At 51.4% G+C, this 21747-nt stretch carries 20 protein-coding genes; 11 read left to right on the top strand and 9 right to left on the bottom strand.

Annotation, left to right across the window (positions count from 1 at the left end; genetic code table 11):
- Nucleotides 1-44: 44 nt before the first annotated feature.
- From PHQ97_04440 to PHQ97_04465, 6 genes are all read right to left on the bottom strand, one after another.
- Nucleotides 45-1250 (bottom strand): pyridoxal phosphate-dependent aminotransferase, encoded by a 1206-nt coding sequence (locus PHQ97_04440; GenBank protein MDD4391984.1) that lies wholly within the window; start codon nucleotides 1248-1250, stop codon nucleotides 45-47.
- Entirely contained in the window at nucleotides 1247-2668 is a 1422-nt protein-coding gene (locus PHQ97_04445; protein ID MDD4391985.1) for an FAD-linked oxidase C-terminal domain-containing protein, read from the bottom strand. Before PHQ97_04445 ends, PHQ97_04440 begins: the two co-directional genes overlap by 4 nt.
- Nucleotides 2669-2681: 13 nt before the next feature.
- Complete coding sequence (locus PHQ97_04450) at nucleotides 2682-3350, bottom strand: amino acid ABC transporter permease (GenBank protein ID MDD4391986.1); 669 nt, start codon at nucleotides 3348-3350, stop codon at nucleotides 2682-2684.
- A 3-nt stretch (nucleotides 3351-3353) separates the two neighbouring features.
- The gene (locus PHQ97_04455) at nucleotides 3354-4121 is read right to left on the bottom strand and encodes an amino acid ABC transporter ATP-binding protein (protein MDD4391987.1); all 768 of its coding nucleotides are present in this window, start codon (nucleotides 4119-4121) and stop codon (nucleotides 3354-3356) included.
- A 9-nt stretch (nucleotides 4122-4130) separates the two neighbouring features.
- Entirely contained in the window at nucleotides 4131-4805 is a 675-nt protein-coding gene (locus PHQ97_04460) for an amino acid ABC transporter permease (GenBank protein ID MDD4391988.1), read from the bottom strand.
- Between the two features lie 122 nt (nucleotides 4806-4927).
- Nucleotides 4928-5680 (bottom strand): ABC transporter substrate-binding protein, encoded by a 753-nt coding sequence (locus PHQ97_04465; GenBank protein ID MDD4391989.1) that lies wholly within the window; start codon nucleotides 5678-5680, stop codon nucleotides 4928-4930.
- An 831-nt stretch (nucleotides 5681-6511) separates the two neighbouring features.
- Between PHQ97_04465 and PHQ97_04470 the strand changes: the two genes are divergently transcribed.
- From PHQ97_04470 to PHQ97_04520, 11 genes are all read left to right on the top strand, one after another.
- Nucleotides 6512-7492 carry a MoxR family ATPase gene (locus PHQ97_04470; GenBank protein ID MDD4391990.1) on the top strand — a complete coding sequence of 327 codons (981 nt, stop codon included), beginning with the start codon at nucleotides 6512-6514 and terminating at the stop codon, nucleotides 7490-7492.
- 15 nt (nucleotides 7493-7507) lie between these two features.
- Complete coding sequence (locus PHQ97_04475) at nucleotides 7508-8377, top strand: DUF58 domain-containing protein (protein ID MDD4391991.1); 870 nt, start codon at nucleotides 7508-7510, stop codon at nucleotides 8375-8377.
- A gap of 33 nt (nucleotides 8378-8410) precedes the next feature.
- The gene (locus PHQ97_04480; GenBank protein ID MDD4391992.1) at nucleotides 8411-9097 is read left to right on the top strand and encodes a hypothetical protein; all 687 of its coding nucleotides are present in this window, start codon (nucleotides 8411-8413) and stop codon (nucleotides 9095-9097) included.
- A 9-nt stretch (nucleotides 9098-9106) separates the two neighbouring features.
- Nucleotides 9107-10105 carry a VWA domain-containing protein gene (locus tag PHQ97_04485; protein MDD4391993.1) on the top strand — a complete coding sequence of 333 codons (999 nt, stop codon included), beginning with the start codon at nucleotides 9107-9109 and terminating at the stop codon, nucleotides 10103-10105.
- Entirely contained in the window at nucleotides 10102-11973 is a 1872-nt protein-coding gene (locus tag PHQ97_04490; protein MDD4391994.1) for a VWA domain-containing protein, read from the top strand. Before PHQ97_04485 ends, PHQ97_04490 begins: the two co-directional genes overlap by 4 nt.
- A gap of 214 nt (nucleotides 11974-12187) precedes the next feature.
- The gene (locus PHQ97_04495; GenBank protein ID MDD4391995.1) at nucleotides 12188-13924 is read left to right on the top strand and encodes a BatD family protein; all 1737 of its coding nucleotides are present in this window, start codon (nucleotides 12188-12190) and stop codon (nucleotides 13922-13924) included.
- 2 nt (nucleotides 13925-13926) lie between these two features.
- The gene (locus PHQ97_04500) at nucleotides 13927-14679 is read left to right on the top strand and encodes a tetratricopeptide repeat protein (GenBank protein MDD4391996.1); all 753 of its coding nucleotides are present in this window, start codon (nucleotides 13927-13929) and stop codon (nucleotides 14677-14679) included.
- A 202-nt stretch (nucleotides 14680-14881) separates the two neighbouring features.
- Nucleotides 14882-15385 carry a hypothetical protein gene (locus PHQ97_04505; GenBank protein MDD4391997.1) on the top strand — a complete coding sequence of 168 codons (504 nt, stop codon included), beginning with the start codon at nucleotides 14882-14884 and terminating at the stop codon, nucleotides 15383-15385.
- 360 nt (nucleotides 15386-15745) lie between these two features.
- A complete protein-coding gene (locus tag PHQ97_04510; protein MDD4391998.1) occupies nucleotides 15746-16363 on the top strand; it encodes a YceI family protein in 618 nt (205 codons plus the stop codon).
- 40 nt (nucleotides 16364-16403) lie between these two features.
- Nucleotides 16404-16922: a type 1 glutamine amidotransferase gene (locus PHQ97_04515; GenBank protein MDD4391999.1), complete on the top strand. Its 519-nt coding sequence runs from the start codon at nucleotides 16404-16406 to the stop codon at nucleotides 16920-16922.
- A gap of 67 nt (nucleotides 16923-16989) precedes the next feature.
- Nucleotides 16990-17532 (top strand): hypothetical protein, encoded by a 543-nt coding sequence (locus tag PHQ97_04520; protein MDD4392000.1) that lies wholly within the window; start codon nucleotides 16990-16992, stop codon nucleotides 17530-17532.
- Here the strand turns inward: PHQ97_04520 and PHQ97_04525 are convergent.
- The 3 genes from PHQ97_04525 to PHQ97_04535 form a co-directional block, all read right to left on the bottom strand.
- Nucleotides 17510-19090: a GNAT family N-acetyltransferase gene (locus PHQ97_04525; protein MDD4392001.1), complete on the bottom strand. Its 1581-nt coding sequence runs from the start codon at nucleotides 19088-19090 to the stop codon at nucleotides 17510-17512. The genes PHQ97_04520 and PHQ97_04525 overlap by 23 nt on opposite strands.
- An 11-nt stretch (nucleotides 19091-19101) precedes the next feature.
- Entirely contained in the window at nucleotides 19102-20097 is a 996-nt protein-coding gene (locus tag PHQ97_04530) for an ATP-grasp domain-containing protein (protein MDD4392002.1), read from the bottom strand.
- 191 nt (nucleotides 20098-20288) lie between these two features.
- Complete coding sequence (locus PHQ97_04535) at nucleotides 20289-21617, bottom strand: KamA family radical SAM protein (protein ID MDD4392003.1); 1329 nt, start codon at nucleotides 21615-21617, stop codon at nucleotides 20289-20291.
- Nucleotides 21618-21747 lie beyond the last annotated feature (130 nt).

Here is a 21747-nt window from a genome sequence, read left to right on the forward strand (position 1 = left end):
TGGGGCTGTGGAGAAATTTTTGCGAATCCGGGTTCTCCGCCGGCTTAAAGGTTCTTTTTTTTCAGCCAGATTGCAATTCGGTCAAACGACTCGTTGATGACATCTTCGCTGCTTCCGAAAGAAAGTCGGAGATGGCCGTCTCCGCCGGGGCCGAAAGAGGCGCCGGGTACGGTGATAACCCTGGCTTCATTGACCAGTCTTATGGCGACATCCCGGGAGGATTCATCGGTAAAGCAGTAGCGGGCCATGATATAGAAGGCGCCGCCTGGGCGGACATAGTCAAATGCCCCGTTGAGCGCATCGATCCGGCTGCAGCACAGATCCCGTCTGCCTTTCAATACGTTTTGCATATATTCCACATAATCCTGAGGCCCGCACAATGCGGCGAGCGCCGCGTACTGAGACGGGGTCGGCGCGCATATGGCGGTGCAGTCGTGGACTTTCATGATCTGACTCATCAGGGGCCGGGATGCCGTTACCCATCCGATTCGCCAGCCCGTCAGGGCGTATTTCTTGGAAAATGAGGAAATGGTGATGATCCGGTCTTTATATTCGGCAAGGCTTGCCGGGCTCAGGGGAATATTGCCGTCATAGGTCAGATAGTCATAGGTTTCATCCGAAATGATGACAAAATTTTTCTCGGCGGCCAGCCGGCACAGGGCAACGACATCTTCATCGGAAAAGACTGCGCCGGTCGGGTTTCCCGGATTGCAGAGGATCAGCGCCCGGGTCCGGGGTGTTACGGCACGTTTGATGACATCGATATCCAGTCCCCAGTTTTCTTTTCGGAGGGGGGCAAACACGGGCTTTCCCTCGGCCAGAAGCACCTGCTCGATATGGGAGGCATAGGCAGGGGAGGGCAGTATCACCTCGTCACCGCGATCAACTACGGTCAGAATGGCCGCCAGAAGGGCTTCCATGGCTCCGACGGTAATCAGTACCTCATGTTCGGGATCGGTATCGATATGTTTTTCTATTTTCAGGTGATCGGATACCGCGCGGCGAAGTTCAGGCAGACCGGTCTGAAGCGTATATTTGCCAATGTCCGGATTTTCTTTCAAGGCCCTGCAGACAGCCTCAAGAATATAGGCAGGCGTGGAAAAAGAAGGTATGCCCTGGCCCAGGGACACACATCCCCCGACCCTGGCTGCGAGGATGGGCATTTCCTTGGTCGCGGACATGGAAATTTGACTTACCCTGCGGCTGATCACCGGTGATGTCACAGCGGGTGTATCGTTGGTCGTATTCATGCGTCAGTTCCTGTCTCGGTTTCACCGTTATCCATCCGGAATAATTTTCCCGGATTCAGGATCAGGTTCGGGTCAAAGAGCTTTTTGATGCCGACCTGCAACCGGATGTTCTCCGGTTCCAGTTCCATTGGCAGATAATTCATTTTTCCTGCCCCGATGCCGTGCTCTCCGGATATGGTGCCGTCCATCTCCAGCACCAGTGACAGGATGGCCCTGACGCCTTTTTCAACCCGATCCATATGGTCCCGGTTTTCCGCCGTAATATTCAAGTGGATATTGCCGTCACCGGCATGGCCGAAGGCATAAATGTAAAGATTGTATCGGCGTTCGAATTCGGGCAGTGCGTTGACAAGATCGGCAATCCTGCCGATAGGAACCACAATGTCTTCAGCGATATACAGGGCCGAATGATCATGAATACGGAGCGATACCTGCCTTCTGACCCCCCAGATACGCTCCCGGTCTTTTTCTTCAGGAGCCGGCATCAGATGGGTGGCCCCGATTTTTTCGCAGATCTGTCCGATTTGAGAAATTTCATGTTCTATCGGCTCCCGGACCCCGTCGGTTTCGATAATCAGCAGCGAGGCCTGATCTCCCGGCACTTGAAATGGCAGCAGATCACCCACCAGCTTCAGGCATTTTTTATCCAGAAACTCGATGGCCGACGGCAGATGCCCGTGATTCATGATTTCCATTACCGCCCGCATTGCCGTATCAAGATCAGAAAATGCGGCGGTCAGCCCTGTTACCGCCGGGGGGTGTGGAATCAGTTTCAGGGTCAATCCGGTAATGATTCCTAACGTGCCTTCCGAGCCGACCAGCAGGTGGGTCATGTCGTAGCCGACGACCCCTTTGCGGGTTTTGGCTCCGGTTCGGATCCGCCTGCCGCTGGGAAGGACGGCCTCCAGTTCCAGAACATAGTCTTTTGTGGTGCCGTATTTGGCACAGGCCGGCCCTCCGGCGTTGGTTGCGGCATTTCCGCCGATGGTGCTTTTGTCCATACCAGCGGGGTCCGGGGGGTAAAATAAACCTTTTTTGCGGGCGGCATCTCTCAGGTCCTGAGTAAGGACACCGGGTTCCACTTCTGCTACCAGATTGGCGCTGTCAATTTTTCGAATCCGGTTCATATGTTCCAGAGACAGCACCACACCCCCTTGAACGGCCAGACAGCCTCCGGCCAGTCCGGTGCCGGCTCCTCTGGGCGTGACCGGAAACCGGTATTCATTGGCCAGCGCCATCAGTTTTTGAATCTGGTGGACGGCTCGCGGTTTCACCACCACATCGGGCATGTATCGGAGTTCTGATGCATCCCTGTCGTACGGATTTATGGAATTGGTATCGATTAATACGCATTCGGGTCCGAGTTCATGGATCATGCGCTGGAAAATTTCATGGGAAAGGGGACAATAATCGTACATGTGCAGCACCTGATTAGTGATGATGGCCAAATCCGGGGATATAGAGCTTTTTTTCGAGCTTTTTCAGTCCGAAGGTGGTCAGTGTGACAAGAATTAAATAATACAGTCCAATGACAAGGAAGACTTCCGTAAACCGGAAATATTTCGTTGCGATGATTTTGCCTTCGCCGGTCAGTTCGATGCAGGTGATGATATAGGCCAGCGATGAATATTTTATCAGATAGATGATTTCATTGCCGCATCCTGGAAGCGCTTTTCGGATTGCCTGCGGGATAACGATGTACACCATGGTTTTTACGGTTGAGAATCCCAATGCCTGGGCGGCCAGAAGCTGTCCTTTTTTGATGGACAGAAGTCCGCCGCGGATATATTCGGAATGATAAGCGCTGCTGCAAAGCATGAAACCGATGACAGCTGCCGCATAGGGGCTCAGATAAATTCCTAAATTGGGAAGACCGAAGTACAGTACAAAAAGTTGAACCACCAGTGGGGTGCCGCGGAACAGGATCGCATAGCTGTTGGTTAATTTCCGGACCAGGGGGTGTCCGATGGACCGGAGGGTGCCGATGATGATTCCGAAAAACAGGCCCCCGGTTGCCGATGGAATGATCAACATCAGACTCATCCCCAGGCCCCGGTTCAGCGCCGGTATCAATTGATTCGTATAAAAAGCCACATCCATCAGTTAAACGACCTCCCCATTCAGGTCGTTGAGCTTTGAGCAGAAGTCGGCGGTCCGGGTTCCTGAGTCCGGGGACAACAGTTCGTTCGGACGTCCGCGTTCAATGATTTCACCTTCTTGCATGAATACGATTTCATCGGCCAGGGATTTGATAAATCCGATCTGATGGGTTGCCATCAGCATGGTCATACCGCCCTGAGAAAGGTTGCGGATGACTGCCAGAACTTCTCCGATCAGTTCAGGGTCCAGTGCAGACGTGGGTTCATCGAGCAGCATGACTTTCGGGTCCATGGCCAGGGCTCTGGCAATCGAGACTCTTTGCTTTTGACCTCCGGACAGCTGGGCCGGATACAGATTGGCCTTGTCGCCCACCCCGACTTTTTCCAGTTCGATCATCGCCAGTTGCTTTGCGTCGGTTTTATTCATTTTTTTGACCTTTCGCAAGGCAATCGTCACATTGTCCAGAGCGTTCAGGTGATCAAACAGGTTAAAATCCTGGAAAATCATTCCCACCTGCTGCCGAAATTCGAACAGTTGCTGCTTGTTGTGGGTGCTGACCGTTTGGCCTTCCAGCACGATATGGCCCGAATCCGGGGGGATCAGATAATTGATGCACTGAAGAAGGGTGCTTTTGCCTCCGCCGGAAGGGCCGATCAGTACTTTGAGATCGCCCTTGTTCAGGTTCAGGGAAACAGATTTGAGGATTTTTTTTCCTCCCAGATTTTTTGAAACTTGTTCCACCTGCAGAATGGGTATCGGTTCCATTATCATTGGTAACAACTATTCCTGATGAGTATAGCCCGGTATCCGGACTTTTCGTTCAAGTTTTGAAAGGGCTTTAACCCCAAGCCATGTCAGGATAAAATACAGAACCCCGGCAGTTAAATACAGTTCCAGATGTTTATAGGTCCGTGATGCTACAAAATGGGTTCGGGCCATGATCTCGGAAGTGCCCAGAACAAACGCAAGTGCTGAATCTTTAAGAATGATGGAGTATTCATTGGACCAGCCCGGAATCGAGAGGCGTAACGCCTGGGGAAGAATAATGGAGCGGATAGACTTTGCATCGCTCATGCCTAAGGCACGGGCTGCCTTTAACTGTCCCTGGGGAAGTGATTGGATCGCTCCTCGAAATATCTGGGACTGATAGGCTCCGGTTGTCATGCCAAGCACCAGGGTTACAGACCAGAAGGCGCTCAGATTCAGCTCCAGAAGTGAAAACAGTCCAAAATAAAACAGAAAGAGGAGCACCAGAACCGGCACCCCTCTGAAAAACCAGACATAGACTCCGACCAGGGTGCGAATGAGTCTGTTTCCGTATACCTGGCCCACCGCCATCGTGATACCCAGAACAAGCCCAAGCCCCATTGCGCCTGCAACGGCGCTGATGGTGACCAGAGCTCCCTGCAGCAAATAGGGCAGGGCTTCCTTTATGGTAACTAAACTATCCAGCATATGAATTCGGAATCAATCCGTCTTTCAGAACGCGCATAACAGAAAAAAATGGAAGGCGGCGGATTGCCCAGCGCCTTCCATTTTGGGTATCATTTTAAAAACTATAACAGCCATAAAACGAACTATTTATCAAGGTATTTCTTAACCAGTTCCTGCCAGTAAGGATCAGCCATCAGTTTTTTCAGACCCTCATTCATGGTGTTGAGAAGCTGCGTGTCGTCTTTTCGGACCGCGATTCCGAATTTTTCATCGTTCATGCCAAATGTACCCAGTATTTTTGCCGGTTTTTTTGAAACCGCATCTTTGGCCGGCGCATCGTCCATGGCGGCTGCATCGATTCGGCCATTAATGACATCTTCTACAGCCATGGGTGCGGAATCGTAATACCGGAGCGTAAAATTCCATCCGTTTTTGGGCGAATTGTCTTTCAGCCATTCGGCTTCGGTGGTGCCCCGTTGAACACCGAGGGTTTTTCCAGCCTTGAGAATGTCATCAACGGTATTGGGCGAGTCTTTTTTGGCGACAAAAACTTGTTTGATAATCCAGTAGGGAGTGCTGAAGTTGACGATTTTTTCCCGTTCCGGAGTAATGCTCATGCCTGAGGCTACGAAATCGATTTTTTTGGCTACCAGGTTCGGGATGATGCCGTCCCAGTCCATGGGTTGATGTTTTACCGTAAAACCCATTTCCCCGGCGATCCAGTTGATGGCATCGATATCGAAACCACTTGGATTACCGGATTTGTCCACATAGGCAAAGGGCGGAAAATTTGCATCGATGCCATTGATATAAGTTGTTTCGGCAAAAGCGCCATTGCTGCACACCAGAGCGAACGTCAGAACAGCCGCCAGCAGCCATAATGATTTTCTGACCATGATGTCTGTCTCCTTTTAATTTGGTGGGTTAATGATTGTTTGAAAAAAATCATCGACGATATGATTAAGAAGTACCTACGCGAAATCCATAAGGATATCGTAGTGTGTGGTGCTAAAAAAAGACGAAAATAACAGTTTGAAACAGAGGCTGTCAAGAAGTATCCTTGCCGGAAGCAATGTAATCGCGTTTCTCGGTCCGGTAACCTGTCATATGAAAAATTTTTGAAAAATATGTATCCGTCAGGAATACCAAAAAAATCAGGTCCGGACATTTTTTTAAGTTCAAGGAAGGCAAATGATGGATGGTGTATGCTGTTAAACACCGTATCAGTTTTTCAGCCGATGTTCAACAGCCGTGAACCATGACTTGACAAACCGGATATTTTACTTAAAATATTTCATTTAACAGGCTGTTGGAAAAGAAGAATCGGGGCTTGATCATAACTGCGGACACAATGTCACGGGGTCCGTCCCGCCCGTTGACGGCTTTTCCAGCACGATCCGGGGGATGCCGGGCCCATCAAGCTAAAACGCAAAAACTCGGGATGCCTCAAACCGTTTGCGCTTCTTAACGCTTCATGGCTCCGACATCTTTTCCCCGGATCGTGCCATGTCGTACGCCGGCAATGGGCGGGACTCAGAGACTACGCACAGCAAAATATGGCCGCAGTTATGATCAAGCCCAAGAATCGGGTCGCCGCGTAACGACGCATGGCGGCCTGAGGCGAAGCTTTTCAACTTAAAACTGAAGGAAATATCATGATCGGCTGTGTTTGAGCCGGACGGATTTGTCACGATATGGCTGCATATTTATAAATCAAGGAGAAAAACGTGATTGTTGAAGAATTAACCCGACGGGTTGAGGAAAAACATGCGCTGGTCAACAGCATTAAAAGCGAAATCCGGAAGGTGCTGGTCGGGCAGTCAGCCTTGATTGACGGGCTTTTGATCGGCTTGTTTACCAAGGGGCATGTGCTGATTGAGGGGGTTCCGGGTCTGGCCAAAACCAGCGCGGTAATGGCGCTGGCCAATACGGTCCAGGCCGGTTTCAAGCGGATTCAGTTTACCCCGGATCTGCTTCCGGCCGATTTGATCGGAACGGAGGTTTTCCGTCCCAAAACCGCTGATTTTGTCATCAAAAAAGGACCGGTGTTCAACAATATCATTCTTGCTGACGAAATCAACCGGGCCCCGTCCAAAGTACAATCCGCACTGCTGGAAGCCATGCAGGAGCGGCAGGTGACCATCGGTGACCATACGTTTCCGCTTCCGGATCCGTTTCTCGTTCTGGCCACCCAGAATCCAATCGAGCAGGAAGGTACCTATCCGCTTCCCGAAGCACAGGTGGACCGGTTCATGCTCAAGATTCTGATCGATTACCCGGATAAAAGCGAAGAAAAAGAGATCATGAAGCGGGTCGGGTTTGATGCCCCGTCAGAAGTCCGGCAGATGATCACGCATGAACAGGTCAACGAAATTGCTTCCCTGATCAAAGAAATCTACATGGATGAAAAGCTCAAAGACTATATCGTGGATCTGGTGTTTGCCACCCGGAATCCTAAAGACTATAACATTGATATCGCCGAATATATCCAGTTCGGCGCTTCCCCCCGGGCGACGATTTTTCTGAGCCTGGCTGCCCGGGCCTATGCGTTTTTGCAGGGAAGGGCGTACGTGACGCCGCAGGATATAAAAACCGTGGCTCCGGATGTCCTGCGGCATCGGATTATTCTGACCTATGAGGCGGAGGCCGAAGATATTACCACGGAGCAGATTATCGGCCATGTGTTTGATTCTGTTGAAGTGCCCTGATCCCGGGAATTGAATATGCTTGATCCGGAATTTATAAAAAAAATTAAAAAAATGCACATTAAAACGGGCCGGATGGTCAATACCATGATGGCCGGTCAATACCGCTCGGTGTTCAGGGGCTCGGGTATCGAATTTGAGGAAGTGCGGGAATATTCCCCCGGCGATGATGTCAAGAGCATCGACTGGAAAGTCTCTGCACGGATGGGACGCCCGTATGTCAAACTCTACCGTGAGGAACGTGAACTGGTGGTGATGCTTCTGGTGGATATGAGTGCATCCGGAAGTTTTGGAACCACCGGTAGTATCAAACGGGAAGCTGCTGCGGAAATTGCCGGTGTCCTGGCCTTTAATGCCATAAAGAATAATGATAAGGTCGGCGCCGTTTTATTTACCGACCGGGTTGAAAAATATATCCCTCCGAAAAAAGGCTCGGCCCATGTCTGGCGGGTGATCAGGGAAATTTTTTCGTTTGAGCCTCAACACCGGCAGACCGACATCCAGAGCGCGGTCCGGTATCTGGGCAGAGTGTGCCGCAAAAAAACCGTATCATTTCTGATATCCGATTTTCTGTCCCCTGAATATATTCGCCAGTTGAAAATTGTGTCCAAAAAACATGAACTCATCGGAATCGTGCTTTCCGATCCCGGTGAATTCAGGCTTCCCGAAGCCGGAATTCTTTCTGTGGAGGATCTTGAAACCGGAGGGACGGCGATGCTGGATGCTTCCGATGCCAACACGCGCAAGTTGTTTGCGCAGCAGACCATCTGCGCGTACCGAACGAATCTGGACAGGCTCAAATCGGCAGATATTGATTACGTGGAGATCAGCACCTCGGACCATGTGGTGGACCCGTTGCTCCGATATTTCCGGGCAAGGGGAAAATGATAAAAAAGCAACCCAGACAACTCAAAGATCCCGATGAACTCAAAGAACCCCATAACCCTGATAATGATCCTGATGGTCATGCTTGGCAGCCTGGCTGCAGCCGCGGCGGAACCCGCTGTTGATCCGGCGATCGATCCGGCTGCCATATCTCAAAGCAACGCTTTAACAGATCAGGCACAATCATCTGATATATATGATATAAAACCGATAGAGAAAATTGGATTTAATTCGGACTATATTCGATATACGGTTTATGCCGCCCTTGCGATTGCGGGCCTTGCCCTGATCTCAGCCGTGTTGATTTTCTGGAATAAATGGCGCCGGAAGCCGGTTCAGGATGTTGTCGCACACCTTTGCCCGAAGGAGGAAGCGTTTCAGCTGCTGGATCAGGCCGCTGATCTGATGAATACGGACGGACGGCAGTTTTATTTTCAGCTGTCCATGATACTGAGGGGCTATATTGATAAAAGATTTGATATCGATGCGGTTGAAATGACGACAGAAGAACTCATTCCCTGCATCGTTCAGTTGCGTCTTGACACGGACCTGCAGCGCGGGGTGAAGGAATTTTTCAACGCGAGTGACCCCGTAAAGTTTGCCGGTTTTACACCGGATCGGCTCTTGATGGCAGCGCATCTTGAATTTGTAAAAAACTTTGTGAAAGCGACAGCCCCCGCGGACTTAGAGGACAGTGGCCAACCCTTAACCCTTAACCAATAACAGATAACCATGTTCCAATTTGCTTCACCCTATTTTTTCCTGTGCCTTCTGGCCATTCCGGTATCGCTGTATGTGCGCCGGAAGCGGCCGGGGCATCCACGGATGCGGATTTCAAGTCTTTTGCAGGCAAAGGAAATCCGGCCTTCTGGCGTGCTGAAGTTCCAATGGATCGTGCCATTTTTGAAATATGCCGCCCTGGTGCTGATGATTGTGGCGATTGCCAGGCCCCAGTGGGGGACCCGGCAGCTCAGCGTGAAAACCGAGGGGATTAATATCATACTGGCGGTCGACCTTTCCGAGAGCATGGCAGCGCTGGATTTTAAGCGAAAAGGGGAGATCGTCAACCGCCTGGAAGCGGTCAAAGGGGTTGTGGAGGACTTTGTCGGCAAGCGAAACGGTGACCGTATCGGCATGGTTGTATTCGGGTCCAATGCCTATACGCAACTGCCCCTGACCCGCGATTACACCACCATCGTATCGATTCTGGAACGGTTGAAGATCGGTGCGGCAGGCAAGGCCACCGCTATCGGGGATGCCCTTGGGATCTCCCTCAAGCGTCTGGAGGATATCCCGGGCAAATCCAATGTCATTATTCTCCTGACCGACGGACAGAGCAATACCGGGGAGCTGTCTCCGCAGACGGCCGCTGAAATTGCCGTTCAAAAATCGGTTAAAGTGTATACCATCGGCGTCGGCAGCCGGGGAAGGGCTCCTTTTCTGATCAATCATCCCGTCTTTGGCGAGCGCTACGTGTATCAGCAGGTCGATATTGATGAAGATACATTGAAAGATATCGCATCGAAAACCGATGGCCTGTATTTCCGGGCTGAAAATACCGAAGGGCTTGAGCAGATTTATGATACGATTGACCAGTTGGAAAAAACCGAGGTAACGGTCAAAACCTTTGCAGAATACCGGGAGCTTTACTTCTGGTTTCTGCTCACGGGCGTCTGCCTGCTCATGCTCCGGATGGTGCTGACCCATACGCGATTTTTGAGGATACCATGAAATTTGTAAGAATCGAGATGCTGTTTCTGATATGGGTGGTGCCGGTGCTGCTGCTGGTCTGTATCCTGGGCATGAGAAAACGCAGGGCTGTGTTATCGAAATTTTCATCATTAAAGGGGTTAAGCTGCATTGTTCCGGATGCCGCCGGAAAACGGCGATGGGTTAAAACGTTTCTGATGCTCTGCGTGGTGATGTTTGCGTCCGTTGCCCTGTCAGGTCCCCAATACGGCTATAAATGGCAGGAGATCGAACGCAAGGGGATCGATATCATTATCGCGCTGGACTGCTCCCGAAGCATGCTGGCCGATGACATCAAGCCCACCCGTCTGGACCGGGCCAAGCGCGAGGTGTTTGATCTTCTCAACATGCTCAGGGGAGACCGTGTGGGGCTGGTCGCGTTTGCCGGCACCGCATTTCTCCAGTGTCCCCTTACGCTCGATTACGAAGCGTTCAACCTGTTTTTAAATACCCTGACGCCGGATTTTCTGCCGATCGGGGGAACGGATCTGCCGGCGGCGCTTGATACGGCCAGCGCGGCCTTTAATACACAGGATCGCTCGGAAAAGGCGATCCTCCTGATTACCGATGGTGAAAGCACTGGGGAAAACCCTGAAGAGACCGCGCAGCGGTTGAAAAAAGCCGGCGTGAAGCTGTTTTGTGTCGGAGTGGGCAAACCCGAAGGCGTTCCGGTGCCGGACCCGAAAGGCGGGTTCAAAAAAGATGCATCGGGCAGCATCGTATTGACGCGGCTGGATGAAAAGACGCTGCAAACCCTATCTGTTCTGACCGGAGGAGCCTATGTCCGCTCGGTTGCCGGCGATATGGATCTGGATGTAATTTATTCCAGGGAAATTCGGGGAAAAATGGAAGCCTCCACGGTATCGGGCGGAAGAAAACAAGTCTGGGAAGACCGTTACCAGTGGCCCCTGGCCCTGGCGATCATCGCATTTATCATAGAGCTGTTTCTTCCCTCAGTCCGCGCCGGGGTGGCGATAGTTGTCATGGGTATGGTCTTGCTCAATGGGCCTGTCGCTGAAGCGCAGAGCCTGAACCGGAGTCTGCAAAACGGTGTTAAAGCCTATGAAACCGGTGAATACGAAACCGCGTTAAAACAATTTATAGATGCCCAGCTCAAAGCCCCGGACCGTCCCGAGCTCTATTATAATATCGGCAATACCTATTACCGGATCGATGACTTTGAATCGGCCGGGCAGAATTACAAACAGGCCCTGAGCAGTGAAAACCCTCAGATCCGGCAAAAGGCGTATTATAATCTCGGAAATGTGCAATATCGAACCGGGAACTACCCGGAGGCCGTATCCTCTTATGAACAGGCGCTGAAACTGGACCCGAACGATGAACAGGCCAGTGCCAATATGCAATTTGTCAAAAAAGTCATGCAGCAGCAGAAAGAGCAGAAGTCGCCACCCGGATCGAATGATGGCAGCAAACAGAAAAAAAAGGAGGGTGATGCTTCCGAAAATCCGGATCGGGGCGCCGGGGATAAACCGCAGGAAGGACAGCCATCCGGTGATAAGGAAAATTCATCAGATAAGAAAAATACATCCGGCTCCGGTCAGCAGCAGAATGAAAATGAGCAGGATGTCCCGGATTACGGCAGCCGCATGAATGATGACCGGAAACCCGAGCCTCAGAGCAAAGCCGGTCCCGCCGGCAGGCCGGATGATAAAACCGGTGACGACCGGCAGCAGTCTTCCGGCCAGGGCACCGCGGCACAAGCCCGTGATGCAAAGGAAGACCCGAACGAAAACGGGCAGGCTGAGCGCCTGCTCAACCGGCTCAAGGACATGCCGGGAAAAGCCATGGTGCCGATTTACCAGAAGCGCCAAGTGGAAAAGGACTGGTGATGGACAGTCGTGAGTCGTGAGTCGTGAGTCAAGGGATACGAGAAGGTGTTAGAAGTGGGAGCAGTTAATCAGAACAGCCGTATGGCGCGGCCCCCCGTGTCCGACCTTTTTGCTTTTTAGCATTTATCTTTTGCCTCAAACGAAGTGCTCCTCAAGCGATAGCGCTCCTCAATCCGTCCGCAGGGCGCTTCTTTTTCATTGTTTTGGAAACGATATGATAAAACATGTGGTAAAATTTATATTGATGCTATGGGTACTGATGGTGCCGGCGATGGCGTTGGGGCTGGATATTCAGGCCGATGTGAACCGGACGAAGATCACGGTGAATGAATCTGTTGAGCTGACCGTTACGTTGAGCGGGGGTGAAGGGATCGTGGATACGTCTCCTATCAAAGATTTTCGGGTTGTGTCTCAGGGCACCAGCACCCGCATTCAGATTCTCAATAATCATGTCCGTAAAGAACTTACTTATAACTTCAGACTGGTTCCGGCCAGGATCGGTCAGCTGACCATCCCCGCCCTGCCGGTGAGTTCCGGGGGCCTGATTGTCGATAAAACCCGGCCGATGACGGTTCAGGTGACAAAAACGGCCGGGGCTGCCGGGGCAGGGAACCGGGATGTATTTGTCACGGCGGAAATCTCAAATCCCGCCCCATATGAGGGCCAGCAGGTTACCTATATATTCAGGCTCTTTTATGCGGTGTCCATTTCCAATGCCCGTCTTGAAAAACCCGCGTTTTCCGGATTCAATGCAAAGGAGGTCGAGCCAGCCCGTTCCTTTTCCACCCGTATTTCAGGCAGGGAATATAATGTGACGGAAGTCAATTTTGTGCTGATACCGATCAGGTCCGGCGAGCTGACCATCGAGCCGTCTGTTCTGGCCTGCGATGTGATCCGTCGTACCAGCGGCAGAAATTCGATATTCAATGATCCGTTTTTTGGCGGAGGACAGCTCGAGCCCGGATCATTCAGCGCGGAGCCGCTGACTGTGACCGTAAAACCACTGCCGCATAATGACACCGGCATCCCTTTTTCCGGTCTGGTAGGGAAATTTTCCATGCAGGCCGAACTGGAAAATCCGGAGATTGCTGTCGGAGATTCGACCACGCTGGCCCTGACCATCGAAGGGACCGGTAATATTATTGATGCCGGAGAGCCTCAAATTGTCGTCTCCGATGCGTTCAAGGTTTACAGCGACAGCCCGGAAGAGCAGATTACGTTCAGCAGTACCGGATATTCCGGGAAAAAAATATTCCGAAAGGCCCTGGTCGCCGTCAAAGATGGTACGTATACCCTGGGACCCGTTCAGGTGAGTTATTTTGACATCGACGATCAGACTTATAAAATTCTCTCTTCAGATCCGATGACGATCAAGGCCAGTCCATCTGCCGGCAAAGAGGCGTTGATCGTGTCTGAGCCGCCCGCGTTGCAGCCGCTTTCACCATTGAAGCAGAATAAAGTGGAATTTACCGGCAGAGACATCCTTCCGCTGAAAACCGGCCTTGATGCGCTGGACTCTGTCAGTTCGCTATCCATGGTTCGATTCATGCTGTATCTTTTGATTCCGTTCATCTGCTTTATCGGGGTAAAAATTGGATCTGCCGTAACTCACAAAACCGATGATCCGAAACGGCTGATGGCAGGGCGTGCCGTGCAGATGCTGAAGCAGGCGTCCTGTTCCATGACCGATCGGGAACAGTTTTTATCCTGCCTTTACAAGGCGCTTGTATCGGCTGTGTTTTCAATCAGCGGAACCAAAGGGGAGTCGCTGACGTATCTGGAAGCCGAACAGATTCTCGTCTCCGGCGGATGCGATCATGAACAGGCCGCGCGGGCATCGACGCTATTGAAAAATATCGAGTCGGCAAGATATGGCGGCGTGGAACTGGCGGATGCGGTCAGGAAAAAACTTTTGGATGAATGCGGACAGGTGGTCAGGAGTCTGTGCTGATTATGAAAAAACGGTTTGTTACATTGATAGTGACGGGAGTGCTGGTGCTGTCCTGTGCCGTAACGTTTGCAGGTGACCTGCCTCAGGCGTTTATCGACGGAATCAGGGCCTATGATGCAAAAAACTATTCTGAAGCGATCGAGGATTTTTCACAAATTGTCGACTCCGGCGTCCAAAACGGAAAACTTTTCTATAACCTGGCAAATGCGTATCTGAAAAACGGTGATACCGGACATGCCGTGTTATGGTTTGAACGGGCATTACGGTTCATGCCGGATGAGCCGGATCTTAAATTCAATCTGGACTATGCCCGCTCGCTGGTCAGGGATCAGGCCGAAGAGAAGGAAAATCCATTGCTGAGGGTGGCGTTTTTCTGGAAGAATCTGTTGAGCCGGACCGCCATTCAATGGATCGCCGTCGTGTTGAATCTCGTTTTCTGGGTGTTGATGATTCTTCAGCTGCTGGTCCGTAAGCGATCGTTTAAATTTCCGGCGGCTGTCGTGCTGATCGTTGCCGTGATATTTACCCTGACGGCACTCTATCAGTTTTATGAGTCCGCAAATGTCAGGCATGCGGTTATTCTGGCTGACGAAGTATCGGTCCGGTCCGGCCTGTCAGCGGATTCGACCGAATTGTTCGTGCTTCATTCCGGCACACGGGTACGAATTGACAAACAAATGGAACAGCATTATCTGATCCGTTTTTCCGAAGAAAAAATCGGGTGGGTGAATATTTCAGACATCGGTGTGATATAACCCGGTTATTTCGTGTGCCCCGCAAAAAAATATATTGAGATGTTCAACTTTTTCAATTTATAATGATTATAAAAAAGAGCCCTATCCCGTTTTTCCCCATCAACTGTGCCCGGTTCAGTGACCCTCGGCCGGAATCCCAGCACATCATGAGCCGGCCGTGGATATAAAATGTCATTTGCATCATCGAAAAGGAGACGGATACATGGCGATTATCAGAGGAAAATTTTCCGGAATCCGGATTTGGCTTGCGGTGGGGTTGATATGCCTGGCTGCCGGTTGCGGGGGCAGCTTTTTTTCCTACCAGGGCAGAACGGTGCCTTTGGATCAGCGAATTGAACTGAAGCCGGGCAGCTCTGGACCTCAGCAATGGACGACCGCGGATTTGACCCTGACGTACACGTATATAATGGAGAACGGCCGGATCGGGATATCCGGCGCAGCTGATCTTGCGGAACGCTATCAGTATACGTTCCATGCTGTCGAGAACTTTTTTCTTTCCGTTCATTTTCTGGATCCGGAGGGCAGGGTTCAGAAAAGCATCCGTCTGGTCAGTTCCGAGTATTATGCCCCGATACAGCAGATGAAATTCAACCGCCACTACAGCCTTCCGCCGGGCACGACATCCGTCACGTTCAGTTACCGGGGTGCGTTGGTTGAGGGCGGTACGGATCGGACCGGATGGAATTTCTGGCATAATCCCTTCTGAATTTTGGGCTTGATCATAACTGCGGCCATAACGTCGTGAGGACCGTTCTGCCTGTTCCCGGCTTCTCCAGCACGATACGGGGGGATGGCCGCAGTTATGATCGAGCCCTTGAATTTTCTTTAATCTGCGAAAATATGTGTAATTTTCGGATAATGTTTTTTCCCACAGATTACACGGATTATTATTAATTTTATCAGCAGGATGCAGACTGAGTGGTGGAAGCTTTGCTCCCTTGAGGACGTCATAGAATAAATGCCTCTCGTTTTTTTGTCTTCTGCCTCAAACGAAGTGTCCCTCCAGCGATAGCGTTTTCCCCTCAGTCCGCCGGCCATGGCACTGATCCATTCAAAAAAGGAAAAGATGATGGACAATATCATGAACCTGCCGCGTCGTATCGGCAAAGGGACAGTGCTGCTCACGGTCAGCTTCTCAGTGCTTGTCGCTTCAATCTGCTATGGTGCATCCTGTGAAACTTATGCGGTTGATCCGGTTCATTCATCGCTGGTATTTCGGATCAAGCATCTGGGGATTGCGTTTTTTTACGGAAGGTTCAATGATCCGGAGGGAACCGTAACCATTGATCCGGAAAATCCGGAAAACAACTCTGTCTCTATTTCCGTTCAAACAGGTCATATCAATACATTCAATCCGGAGCGGGACAGTCACCTCAAAAGTCCCGATTTTTTCGATGCTGAAAAATTCCCGGTACTTTCGTTTAACGGTAATGGGTTTAAACTTTTGGGAAAAAATACCTATGAGGTCCGGGGAAATTTGACATTTCACGGGGTCAGCCGACCGATAATCGTTATCGTGGAACATACCGGCTCAGGTAATGACCCGTGGGGCGGATATCGAACCGGCTTTGAAACCACATTCAAGATCAGGCGCAGTGATTTTGGTATGAAGTATATGATGGACGGGATAGACGATACTGTCCGGGTTACACTGAGTGTCGAAGCCGTACGGCAACTTCCGTAAAAACCCAATGATTGATTCCATAACCGTGTAAGGAGGGGACATGATACTTAAAGGCAAAAAAATGATTATTCTTGTCGAACAGATGTTCAATGATCTGGAATTCTGGTACCCGTATTACCGGTTGAAGGAAGCCGGCTGCCATGTGGTGGTGGTGGGCTCCGGCAGTGCGGTTGAGTACACGGGCAAATCCGGTACTCAGGCAAAAGTGGATTTCAAGGCGGAATATATATCAACGCAAGATTATGACGGAATGATAATCCCCGGCGGATATGCTCCGGATATCATGCGGCGGTATCCGGCGATGGTAAAGCTGGTAAAGGATTTTCATTCCGCCAGAAAGATTGTGGCCGCGATCTGCCATGCCGGCTGGATGCTGGCCTCCGCAGAAATCGTCGGCGGGCGGACCGTCACCTCGTTTTATTCGATCAGGGATGACCTGATTCATGCCGGTGCCAACTGGGTGGACGAGGAGGTCGTGGTTGACGGTACCCTCATAACCAGCCGGACCCCGGATGATCTGCCGGTATTTATGAGAGCCATCATATATGCCGCAAAATAGCAAAAAAATCCGATGCCCGGTCACCGTGAAATCTCTGTAAATTTAAATGCGATGGAGATCAAAAGCCATGTTAAATGAGGCAGTGATTTTTGATGACGTTCCCGGTCTTTACCGGATTGTTCTGTTGAATGCGTTTCGTCGTACCCCGGGGGTTATGTTTGATAATGTCCCCACCCGGGCCATGTCCAGAATAGATGCCATCGACCGGGTAATCCATGAGAGCAGTGCCACCTCTCCGGGACCGGTGGGGGATGTGGCCCGCCCCTGGTACATGCATCCGCATCAGGATGATAATCTGGTCGTTCTCCATGGCACAAGGCGAATTGATATTTATACGAAAAAGCATGGCCGGAAGGAATCTTTCGAAATCACGCCGAACCGGATTGAAAAAAACGGCGAAATTGTCTACGACGGACCGGCCATGCTGGTCTGGCCCCGGGGGGTTTTTCACCGGATTGAAAGTCTGAAAGACGGCTCCTGTGCCGTCAATTTTGCCGTGCACCATGACGGCATCGATTCAGGTACCAATTTTAATATCTATGACCTGGATCTTGAAACCGGGCGCTTCAACCTGATCCGGGAAGGCATTAAAGATCAGAACCCGGCGTAGCGCGCTGGGGTTCATGCGGAAGAACCTTACCGTAGATTGCTCTCCCGTCGCCGGGCGCATAAAAGTCCTCAATAATGGATTCAGTCCGGTACCCGCAGCGTTCATAAAAGGCTCTGGTACTTTCATATTGCTGCCGGTTGGAAGTTTCTATATAGATACGGGTGCCCCCGGACAGACGGATGCGGTTTTCCATTTCGGTTAAAATCCGCCGGCCTAATCCAAGCCCCTGAAACTTCGGGTTGACCGCCATCCAGTACAGATCATAGCTGGACACCGTACAGGCGATAGGCCCATAGGACCCGTAGCCGATCAGCTGCCCCCGGTATCGGGCCATGACAAAATAATATCCGCTTTTATCGCCTTTATCCAGTCGTTCCTGAATCAGTTCGACGGCCACATCCACTTCCGCCGGATAGAAAAAATCCGTGCTGCTCACCAGCTGGCGGACCTGTTTGATATCTTCGATTCCCGGTTCGTATTCGAACAGAATCTGATCCAGGGGCAGTTCTGCAGTTTTGCCGGCAGCCGGCAGCCGATCTTTACACTCCGGTCCGGAATCCGTTGGAAAAGCGGCTGCCAATATCCGTTCCACGGCTGATTCAAATGAAATGCCCGCCCGGTTAAGGGCGGCGGCAAAACCAGCGTCCGGAGAGATACAGGGGTTGGTGTTGACTTCCAGAATCCAGGGCTGGCCCTGAGCATCTATGCGAAAATCCACCCGGGCATATCCGCTGAGGTGAAATTCATGCCAGCAGCGTATCGCAAGGTTGCGGAGTGTTTCCAGCAAAGCGGTATCTTCGGTTGGAAAATCAAACCGTCGGGGTGTGTGATTATATTCAAAGGAATCCTCCTCCCATTTGGCCCGGTAATCGACAATTCTGGGTTTTTCTTCAGCGTACCCCTCGAACAGGATTTCTGCCGGCGGAAGCACCACAGCCGATTCGCCGTCCTGTAAAAGCGACAGATTAAACTCCCGGCCATCGATATAGGCTTCGGCAAAAGCCGAACCACCGAGGCAGGGGGCGCGCTCGCAGACAAGGGATCTGACTTCGCATGGCCTTCCGGTGACGATGGACGTTTCGTCCAGTCCTGCGGAGGCGTGTTCCCAAAGTGATTTGATGATCCATTGACCGGGTGAATCCTGCGGTTCCAATTTCATATGACTGCTGCTGTCCTGAGGACAGGGTCCGATCCACGCCGGAGTCGGCAGGCCGGCGTGGGCCATGACCGATTTTGCCATGGTTTTATGAGAGGTTGTCAGCAGGGCGGTCGCCGGGCAGCCGGTGAAGGCCGTGTTCATGGCCTCCATCAAGCAGGGCGCCAGATGAAGAAACCGGCCGCTGCCGTCCAGAGATTCTACCAGATTAAAGACAGCGTCAGGCTTCATTGCCTTGAGCGTGTTACGCAAAGCGGACAGGTTCAAATCACAGGCAATGGCTGTCGGCTCATGGCCAAGGGATTTTAAGGCCTCTGACACCGCATCGACCTGCATTAAGACATCCCGCTCATCCAGGCTGCTGTGTTCTGTCACGGCTTGATGCAATATAACGATACGCATGGGGTTTGTCCTCAATCCTTTCCGGTTTTAATCCGAGTAGCCGCCGATGATAGTATCCGCTCGATCAAACTGACATAGGTAATATTCAGAAGGGAGCATAAAATCAGCAGATCCGAATGTTTTGGATTCAGTCCGGCCAGCGGATTCACCTCCAGAAAACCGGGCTGTCCTGCATCATCGCATCGCACGTCCACACGTCCCCCGTCCCGGCATTCCAGTACTTTCCAGGCATTCAGGGCCAGGGCTTCAGCCTCCTGAACGGATCGATCCCCTTCGGGTGTTGCCAGCCGGTATCGAACAAGCTTTTCATACTTTACCTTGTTGTGGTATGAATATACCGATTTTTCCGCATCCTCGAGCAAGAGGATCTCCATGGTTCCCAGTACGGTTGCCTTGGAGCCCGTGCCGATGATTCCAACGGTAAATTCCCTTCCTGTAAGACAGCGTTCGACGATAACCGGCTGTCGATATTCGCAAATCATTTCCTTGCAGATCCGGGCCAGATCCTCTTTGCGATTGACCACGGATTTGGACGAGATTCCCTTGCTGGAGCCCTCGGCAACCGGTTTGACAAAATACGGGGGCGGGAAAATATCCAGGGATGCATCATCGGCAGCGGTGACAACCCGGAAATCCGGGGTGCAAAGACCGGCATCGCGAACAACCCGCTTGGTCAACGCCTTATGCAGGGTCAGGCTCATCACCAGAGGATCGGAAAAGGTATAGGGAATATCGTACATGTCCAGAAGGGCCGGCACCTGGGCTTCCCTTCCGATTCCGTGAAGTCCTTCACAGATGTTGAACACCATATCCCATCGGTGGCCCTGCGCCAGGAGTTTTACCAGCTGACGGGCATTTCCGATGCGGATGCATTCATGCCCAAGCTGATTGAGTGTGGCTTCCAGCGCATCGATTGTATCATCCCGATCGAATTCTGCTGTCTCTTCTTCCCCAAATCCCATGGCGAGATATTCGGAGCGAAGATCATAAGTCAATCCGATAATCATGTTTATTGTCTCCGTTAGTTAAAAATTTGACGCAACCATATTGAGGGCCCCGGCAAAAACAAATGGCACCGCCTTGAAGACGGAGAAAAATTCCGCCCATGTGCACACATTTAATTTTTGTCGAGGCCATTGAAACGGTCCGGAAGAGGAACCCTCAGGACCGTGATAATATCCAGCCTTCAGTTTTATGATCAGTGCAATTGAATGTCCGTGGTGTGCGGTTGAGGATCCGGATAGCTGTAAATCTTGTTTTCAAAATTGCGAAGCATCAGTGAGTCGCCCTCTCTGCCCCTGGTATAATCCGGCATCAAGGGAATCTTACCGCCGCCTCCCGGTGCATCGATGACATACGTTGGAACGGCATAGCCGGTAGTAAAGCCCCGGAGTCCCTCGATGATTTCCAGGCCTTTTTCAACCGGGGTACGAAAATGTCCGGAACCGGAGATCGGATCGCATTGATAAAGGTAGTAAGGTCTGACCCGCATCATCATCAGGTTGTGTACCAGCTCTTTCATGATCTCGACTGAATCGTTGATTCCCTTGAGCAGTACGGTCTGTGAGCCCATGGGGATTCCTGCATCTGCCAGCGTCGCGCAGGCTTTGGCTGCCTCAGGCGTGCACTCTTCCGGATGAGTAAAATGAATGCTCATCCATAAGGGATGATATCGTCGAAGCATCCGTACCAGCTTGGGGGTGATGCGCTGGGGTAACACTGCAGGCACTTTGGTACCGATGCGGATGATCTCGACATGCGGAATCTGACGTAACCTCACAAGCAGCCATTCCAGACGATCGTCGCTCAGGGTGAGGGGGTCTCCGCCGGATAACAGAACGTCGCGTATTGCCGGCGTTTTTCTGATGTACTCGATGGCTTTTTCCAGACGTGCTTTACCCGCATTCACCCCTCCGTGTCCGACCATCCGTGAGCGGGTGCAGTAGCGGCAGTAGGTGGAGCAAAAATCTACAACCAGAAGGAGCGCACGGTCCGGGTAACGGTGGACCAGGCCGGGAACCGGACTCTGGTGTTCTTCACCCAGCGGATCGCTGGCTTCACCGGGCATGGTGAATAATTCATGCACCGTCGGAACCACCGTACGCCGCAGGGGCTGCTCCGGGTTATCGGCCGATAAAAGACTGGCATAATAGGGCGTCATACCCAGCGGCAGTTTAAAGCCATCAAATTCAAGGGCCTGACGTTCTTCTGCGGAAAGCACCAGGAGCTTGTCGAGCTGGCTCAGTGTGCGGATTCGCTGATTGATCTGCCAGTGCCAGTCATTCCACTGTTTATCGGTCGTTTCGGGATAAAATGTACGTCTGAACAGTCGGGTTTTTAAACTGCTGCGAGGGGTCCGTTTGCGGTGAAAAATTTCAGTTGGTTGAAGCCCGGAATTGTCTAAGATGCTGATAAAATTCTGGGAACCAGAATTCGAGGAGGGTAAAACAGCATGCTGGCTGGGAGGCTCGTCATCTTCCTCAACCACGAGGTTGTCTGTATATTGCACATTAGGTTTTTGATACATGTTCGGTTTCCTTTTATGAACGTTAATAGTTGACTGGCCGAAGGTGGTAACCGCAGTGTCGATTTAAGAAAAAATCATTCCGGCAGGATTATCAGAATGCTGTCGGAGTATCTACAATCACGATATTAAC

The organism is Desulfobacterales bacterium (assembly GCA_028704555.1).
GTDB lineage: Bacteria > Desulfobacterota > Desulfobacteria > Desulfobacterales > JAQWFD01 > JAQWFD01.

Excerpts from the sequence above, each read along its gene's own strand:
- PHQ97_04440 (MDD4391984.1), bottom strand. The coding sequence starts at position 1,250 with ATGAATACGACCAACGATACACCCGCTGTGACATCACCGGTGATCAGC.
- PHQ97_04445 (MDD4391985.1), bottom strand. The coding sequence starts at position 2,668 with ATGTACGATTATTGTCCCCTTTCCCATGAAATTTTCCAGCGCATGATC.
- PHQ97_04450 (MDD4391986.1), bottom strand. The coding sequence starts at position 3,350 with ATGGATGTGGCTTTTTATACGAATCAATTGATACCGGCGCTGAACCGG.
- PHQ97_04455 (MDD4391987.1), bottom strand. The coding sequence starts at position 4,121 with ATGATAATGGAACCGATACCCATTCTGCAGGTGGAACAAGTTTCAAAA.
- PHQ97_04460 (MDD4391988.1), bottom strand. The coding sequence starts at position 4,805 with ATGCTGGATAGTTTAGTTACCATAAAGGAAGCCCTGCCCTATTTGCTG.
- PHQ97_04465 (MDD4391989.1), bottom strand. The coding sequence starts at position 5,680 with ATGGTCAGAAAATCATTATGGCTGCTGGCGGCTGTTCTGACGTTCGCT.
- PHQ97_04475 (MDD4391991.1), top strand. The coding sequence starts at position 7,508 with ATGCTTGATCCGGAATTTATAAAAAAAATTAAAAAAATGCACATTAAA.
- PHQ97_04480 (MDD4391992.1), top strand. The coding sequence starts at position 8,411 with ATGAACTCAAAGAACCCCATAACCCTGATAATGATCCTGATGGTCATG.
- PHQ97_04485 (MDD4391993.1), top strand. The coding sequence starts at position 9,107 with ATGTTCCAATTTGCTTCACCCTATTTTTTCCTGTGCCTTCTGGCCATT.
- PHQ97_04490 (MDD4391994.1), top strand. The coding sequence starts at position 10,102 with ATGAAATTTGTAAGAATCGAGATGCTGTTTCTGATATGGGTGGTGCCG.
- PHQ97_04495 (MDD4391995.1), top strand. The coding sequence starts at position 12,188 with ATGATAAAACATGTGGTAAAATTTATATTGATGCTATGGGTACTGATG.
- PHQ97_04500 (MDD4391996.1), top strand. The coding sequence starts at position 13,927 with ATGAAAAAACGGTTTGTTACATTGATAGTGACGGGAGTGCTGGTGCTG.
- PHQ97_04505 (MDD4391997.1), top strand. The coding sequence starts at position 14,882 with ATGGCGATTATCAGAGGAAAATTTTCCGGAATCCGGATTTGGCTTGCG.
- PHQ97_04510 (MDD4391998.1), top strand. The coding sequence starts at position 15,746 with ATGATGGACAATATCATGAACCTGCCGCGTCGTATCGGCAAAGGGACA.
- PHQ97_04515 (MDD4391999.1), top strand. The coding sequence starts at position 16,404 with ATGATACTTAAAGGCAAAAAAATGATTATTCTTGTCGAACAGATGTTC.
- PHQ97_04520 (MDD4392000.1), top strand. The coding sequence starts at position 16,990 with ATGTTAAATGAGGCAGTGATTTTTGATGACGTTCCCGGTCTTTACCGG.
- PHQ97_04525 (MDD4392001.1), bottom strand. The coding sequence starts at position 19,090 with ATGCGTATCGTTATATTGCATCAAGCCGTGACAGAACACAGCAGCCTG.
- PHQ97_04530 (MDD4392002.1), bottom strand. The coding sequence starts at position 20,097 with ATGATTATCGGATTGACTTATGATCTTCGCTCCGAATATCTCGCCATG.
- PHQ97_04535 (MDD4392003.1), bottom strand. The coding sequence starts at position 21,617 with ATGTATCAAAAACCTAATGTGCAATATACAGACAACCTCGTGGTTGAG.